Here is a 5,535-nt window from a genome sequence, read left to right on the forward strand (position 1 = left end):
CCCACCATCGGGGGGGACGGGGCGGGCGGGGGGCCCCTAGTGGGCCCGCGTGGGGCCCCCCGGGGGGGGCCCCCCGGGGGGGGTGGGCCCGCAGGTGGGTCAGGCGGTGGCGCCGCCGTCCAGGACGAGGTCGGCGCCGACGGTGAAGCCCGCCTCGGACGAGGCCAGGTACAGCACCGCGGCGGCGACCTCCTCGACCGCACCCGCCCGGCCGACGGGGAGGCTGTCCTTCATCCGCGCGGCCTTGTCGTCGGCGTTCTCGCCGGGCCGGGTGGACATGCTGGTGTCCACCGGGCCGGGGCTCACCATGGTGATCCGCACGCCGTCCGCGATGTGGTCGAGGGCGGCGCTGCGGGTCAGCGCGGTGACGGCGGCCTTGCTGGCGGCGTAGGCGCCGAGGCCGGGCACCCGCATGTGGACGCCGAGGTTGGACGACACGTTGACGATCGCACCGCCGCCGTGGGCCCGCATGTGGCCGATCTGGTGCTTCATGGCGAGCCAGGTGCCGGTCAGGTTGACCGCGAACACCCGGTGCCACTCGTCCTCGTCGATGTCGGCGACCGGGCCGACCGCGCCGAACACCCCGGCGTTGTTGACGGCGACGTCCAGACCGCCGAGGACTTCGACGGTCTCCCGGACCAGCCGGGCGGCGTCCTGACCGTCCGCCACGTCGCCCGTCAGCGCGACGGCCTTGCCGCCCGCCCGCTCGATCAGCTCGACCGTCTCGGCGAGCGGGCCCGCGCTGCGGCCCGCGACCGCGACCCGGGCGCCCTCCCGGGCGAAGGCGAGCGCCACGGCCCGTCCGATCCCGCTGCCGCCGCCGGTGACCAGGACGGACTTGTCGGTGAAACGCGTGGTCATGAGAGGTGCTCCTTGATCTGGATGGTGCGTTCTGGGGCGGTGTCGGTCTCTGTGGCGGCCTCGGGAGTCGCCCGCGCCAGCGTGGCGACGGCGAGGGCGGTGAGGGCCAGGGCGGCGCCCGCCGCCGCGAAGGCCGTGGCGTAGCCGCCGACCACGCTCGGGCGGGTGGCGGCGAGCGCCATCAGGGCGGCCACCCCGGCGGTGGGGCCGAGTTCCATCGCGGTGTTGAGCACGCCCGCGGCGAGACCGGTCCGCTCGGGCGGCACGCCCGCGGTGGCGAGCACGGCCGCGCCGGCGAAGGCGGCCGCGGCCCCGGCGGGCAGCAGGAGCAACCCGGGCAGCAGCCCGGTGGCGTAGTCGCTGCCGGACGCGAGGCCCGCCAGCAGGCCGAGCCCGGCCGCCGCGAAGGCGAGCCCTCCGGCGGTGACCGCGACGGCGCCGTAGCGGGCGGTCAGCGGCCCGGCCAGGCGGCCGGCCGTCAGCAGCGCCGCCGCGTACGGCAGGAAGGCGGCGGAGGTGGCCAGCACGCCCCAGCCGCGGACCTGTTGGAGGTAGAGCGCGAGCAGCAGGAAGGTCAGCGCGGTGCCGGCGGCGGTCGCCATGACGGCGGCGAGGGCGGTGGCCCGGCGGCGGTCGGCGAGGAAGCCGGGCGGCAGCAGCGGGTCGGCGGTGCGCCGTTCGACGGCGGCGAAGGCGAGCAGCAGGGCGAGCCCGGCGGCCAGCGGCAGCAGCGTCCCGGGGCTTCGCCAGCCGTGCTCGGTGGACGCCACCAGGCCGTAACTGGCCGCGCAGACACCGGCGGCGGCCAGCGCGGCGCCGGGCAGGTCCAGGGCCGGCCGGCGGTCGGCAGACGGTCGGCCGGGCGGGTCGGCGGGCGGTCGACCGGCCGGGTCGGCGAGCGGCAGCGAGCCGGAGCGGGCCAGGCCGACGAGGGCGACCAGGACGGGCACCGCGAACAGCCAGCGCCAGGAGACCCAGGCGGCGACGGCGCCGGAGAGCAGGTTGCCCGCCGTGGCGCCGAGCACCGAGAGGCCGCCCCAGGCGGCCATCGCCCGCCGGTAGTCGGCGGGTTCGGGCCGCAGCACCCGGACCACGGCGACCGCCGCCGGGGCGGCCAGGGCCGCGCCGACGCCCTGGGCGAAGCGGCTCGCCAGCAGGACGGGGTAGCCGGGCGCGAGGGCGCAGGCGATCGAGGCGGCGCCGAGCAGGGCCAGGCCCACCCGCAGCAGCCTGCGGCCGCCGTGGCGGTCGGTCAGCCGCCCGCCGAGGAGCAGCAGGGCGCTGAAGGAGAGTCCGTAGGCGGCGCTCAGCAGCAGCACGCCGGACGGGCCGAGCCCGAACTCCCGGGCCACCAGGGGCAGCGGCACGGACAGGATCATGATCGTGAAGATCAGCGTGGCCTGCACGCCGCCGAGCAGCGCGAAGCCGGGCCGGTCGGCCGTGGCGACACTCATGGAAACCCCCCTCCTCCACAAAATGACCGTTCGGTCCAGTATTGAGACAGCAAGAGGCGACATCCACCGTCACCCCACCACCGCCCCACGATTCGCCAGTCGATCCGCAAATCGATCCGCGAGTCGATCCGCAAGTCGATCCGTCAGTCGAGCAGCACCAGCGCCTGCTCGGCGGCGTCCCGCACCCGGGACGCGCCGTCGGCCGTCTTCCCCATCACCCGCATGCCCTGCATCAACACCATCAGCATCCGGGCCAGCGCCCGGGGTTCCCGCCCGGCGGGCAGCTCCCCCCGCGCCTCGGCACGCACCAGGGCGGCGGTCAGCACCGTCTCCAGGTGGGCGAGGCTGGCTCCCACCTGGCGGGCCGCCGAGGGATCGTGCGGGGCGAGCTCGACGGCGGTGTTGGTGACGAAGCAGCCGCGCTCCCGGCCGTCCCCGGCCGACTCCGCCGCGAACCGGCGGACCAGCGCGCGGACGGCCGGCAGCACCGGGCCGGGCTGGGAGAGCTCGGCCAGCAGCACCGGGTCGGCCTGCTCGCCGTACCGCTCCAGCGCCCGCAGGAACAGTTCGTGCTTGCTGCCGAAGGTGGCGTAGATGCTCGCCCGGGCGATCCCGAGCTCCTCGACCAGGTCGGCCATCGAGGTGGCCTCGTAGCCGCGCCGCCAGAACAGCTCAAGGGCCGACTGGAGCACCGTGTCCGGGTCGAATTCCTTCGTTCGCGCCATGGGTGAACGCTAACCCTTTCCAGAACGATCGGTCAAGATCCTCCCCGAAGGTCGCACACGTGGGATCTGACGGAGCATTGCCAAGTGGACTAGACCAAGGCTACCCTTACCGCCCCGTACCTCCTCCTCCCCCCACAGGAGGCCTTTCCCCATGCCCGCGAACCTTCCCACCTCTCCCCAGCAGGCGGCCGAGGCCGCCCGCCCGCTCGTCCTGACGGCCTTCCGGGTCGTCGTTGGACTGCTCTTCGCCTGCCACGGCGCCGCCTCGCTCTTCGGCGTCCTCGGTGGCGCCAAGGGCGGCGGCACCGTCCCGCTCGGCCAGTGGCCCGGCTGGTGGGCCGCGCTGATCCAACTGGTCGGCGGCGCCCTGGTGCTGCTCGGCGTCGGCACCCGGACCGCCGCCCTGCTCTGCTCCGGCTCGATGGCGTACGCCTACTTCACCGTCCACCAGGAGCACTCCCTGCTGCCGCTGCAGAACGGTGGCGAACCCTCCGTCATGTTCTGCTGGGCCTTCCTCGCCATCGCGGTGCTCGGCTCCGGCCCGTACGCCCTGGACCGGCTGCTGATCCGGCGCACCACGGCCGAGCCGGCCGCCCAGCCCGCCCCGGCCGGGGCACACCCGGGCCAGACCGGCTGAGCGCCCCCGGCCCGGCGGACGGCTGAGAACCGGACCGGCGGACAGCTCGACGGACGGCACGACGGACTGACTGTGCGGGGTCAGTCCGTCGACGGCCCCGGTCGTGGCCCGGGCCGCGTCCGCCCGTCCTCACACCACGGTCGGCAGCGGCGGTTCGACCGCGAGCGGAGCGGTGGAGCGGGCCCGGTGCTGGGCGGCCCACGCGGTGAGGGCCACCGTGCAGGCGTGGTCCAGGTGGCGCAGCCCGGACCAGTCGAGTTCCACCGGCCGGTCGGCCGGCAGCCGTTCCAGGGCGTCCAGCAGCCGGGGCAGCCGCAGGAAGGTCGCGTTGCCGCTGAGCCGGACGCGCTGCAGGGCCTCGCCGGACGGCAGGACCAGTTCCTCCAGGCCGATCTGCAGGTGCGAGGTCTGCCAGGCGGACTTGGCCACGGCCAGGCCGATGCCGATCAGCACACCCTCGAACAGGTCGGTGGCGATGATGGCGCCCGCGGTCACCGCGAGCACCAGCGCCTCGCCCCGGTGGCCGCGGCAGAGCGCGGCGATCCGCCGCAGCGGGACGAGCTTGGCGCCGGCGTGGACCAGGACGGCGGCCAGCGCGGTGAGCGGGACCAGCCCGAGCACGCCGGGCAGCAGCGCGGTGAACAGCAGCAGCCAGAGCCCGTGCAGGGTGCGCGAGGCCTTGGTCCGCGCCCCCGCCTGGACGTTGGCCGCGCTGCGGACGATCACCGCGGTCATCGGAAGGGCGCCGAGCAGCCCGCAGACGGTGTTGCCGATGCCCTGGGAGGTCAGCTCGCGGTCGTAGTCGGTGCGCCGGCCGTGGTGCATCCGGTCGACGGCGGCGGCGCTGAACAGCGTCTCGGCGGAGGCGATCAGGGTGAAGGCGACGACCGTACCGAGGCCGGCGGTGCCCGCCACCGCGCCGAGCGCGGCACGGTCGGGCAGGTGGACGACGTCGAGCAGGCCGGACACCCGGACCCTCGCCACCGGCAGGTCGACGGCGGCCGTGACGGCGGCGGCCAGCCCGACCGCGGCCAGCGGCGCGGGGACGCCGCGGGCGACGCGCCCGGGCAGGTACTTCCAGCCGACCAGCACGAGCAGGGTGGCCAGGCCCAGGGCGACCGCGCTCGGGTTGGCCACGCCGGTGACCACGTCCGCCAGCAGGTCGGGCAGTCCGGCGATCTTCTCCGGTCCGGTGGCCGGGGCGCGGCGGTCGGCGAGCGCGTACAGCTGGCCGAACAGCAGGGTCAGCCCGATGCCGGCCAGCATGCCGTGCACCACCGAGGCGGACATCGCCCGGAACCAGCGGCCGAGCCGGAGCGCTCCCATCGCGATCTGGAGCAGCCCGGTGCCGAGGACGAGCAGGCCGAGGGCGGTGACGCCGAAGCGCTGGACGGCCTCGTAGACCAGGACGGTCAGCCCGGCGGCCGGGCCGCTGACCTGGAGGCTGCTGCCGGGCAGGACGCCGACGACCAGGCCGCCGACGATGCCGGTGACCAGACCCAGCTCGGCGGGGACGCCGGAGGCGACCGCCACCCCGACGCACAGCGGCAGGGCGACCAGGAACACCACCAGCGAGGCGGGCAGGTCGTAGCGCCAGGGGACGGCGCGCAGCACGGCGAGCGGGGGCCGGCGGCGGCCCGGCGGGGCGGCCTTGCCGGGGTGGCCCGGCGGGGCCTTGCGGCGGCGGGGCGTTCGGCTCACCCGGTCACCACCGGGGGGCGGGCAGGGAGACAGCGCATGGCGGCGTTCCTTTCGCGGGGCCCCCCCCGGGGGGGGGCCCGGGGCGGGGGGGGGGGGATGGGCGGGGGGGGGTGCCGGGGCGTTTTAACAAAAGACGAGGCCCCCCCCCCACACACGT

General features: G+C 76.1%; 5 protein-coding genes. 1 reads left to right on the top strand and 4 read right to left on the bottom strand.

The annotated features are described in order from the left end of the window. Positions 1-99: 99 nt before the first annotated feature. The 3 genes from ACFV61_RS34005 to ACFV61_RS34015 all read right to left on the bottom strand — a co-directional run bounded on the left by ACFV61_RS34005 (position 100) and on the right by ACFV61_RS34015 (position 3,040). The gene (locus ACFV61_RS34005) at positions 100-861 is read right to left on the bottom strand and encodes an SDR family NAD(P)-dependent oxidoreductase (RefSeq protein WP_380495950.1); all 762 of its coding nucleotides are present in this window, start codon (positions 859-861) and stop codon (positions 100-102) included. Further along, entirely contained in the window at positions 858-2,315 is a 1,458-nt protein-coding gene (locus ACFV61_RS34010) for an MFS transporter (protein ID WP_380495953.1), read from the bottom strand. Before ACFV61_RS34010 ends, ACFV61_RS34005 begins: the two co-directional genes overlap by 4 nt. 143 nt (positions 2,316-2,458) lie before the next feature. Then, complete coding sequence (locus tag ACFV61_RS34015) at positions 2,459-3,040, bottom strand: TetR/AcrR family transcriptional regulator (RefSeq protein ID WP_063346091.1); 582 nt, start codon at positions 3,038-3,040, stop codon at positions 2,459-2,461. A 151-nt stretch (positions 3,041-3,191) separates the two neighbouring features. Here ACFV61_RS34015 and ACFV61_RS34020 point away from each other — a divergent pair, with 151 nt between their 5' ends. Next, entirely contained in the window at positions 3,192-3,677 is a 486-nt protein-coding gene (locus ACFV61_RS34020; protein ID WP_063346092.1) for a DoxX family protein, read from the top strand. A 129-nt stretch (positions 3,678-3,806) separates the two neighbouring features. Here ACFV61_RS34020 and ACFV61_RS34025 read toward each other — a convergent pair whose 3' ends face one another. Further along, on the bottom strand, positions 3,807-5,291 hold the full coding sequence (locus ACFV61_RS34025) for a SulP family inorganic anion transporter (protein WP_380429563.1): 1,485 nt from the start codon (positions 5,289-5,291) through the stop codon (positions 3,807-3,809). Positions 5,292-5,535 lie beyond the last annotated feature (244 nt).

It is taken from the genome of Kitasatospora sp. NPDC059817 (assembly GCF_042731835.1).
GTDB lineage: Bacteria > Actinomycetota > Actinomycetes > Streptomycetales > Streptomycetaceae > Kitasatospora.

Bases quoted from the DNA above. Each gene is read 5' to 3' on its own strand.
- ACFV61_RS34005 (WP_380495950.1), bottom strand. From the start codon at position 861: ATGACCACGCGTTTCACCGACAAGTCCGTCCTGGTCACCGGCGGCGGC.
- ACFV61_RS34010 (WP_380495953.1), bottom strand. From the start codon at position 2,315: ATGAGTGTCGCCACGGCCGACCGGCCCGGCTTCGCGCTGCTCGGCGGC.
- ACFV61_RS34015 (WP_063346091.1), bottom strand. From the start codon at position 3,040: ATGGCGCGAACGAAGGAATTCGACCCGGACACGGTGCTCCAGTCGGCC.
- ACFV61_RS34020 (WP_063346092.1), top strand. From the start codon at position 3,192: ATGCCCGCGAACCTTCCCACCTCTCCCCAGCAGGCGGCCGAGGCCGCC.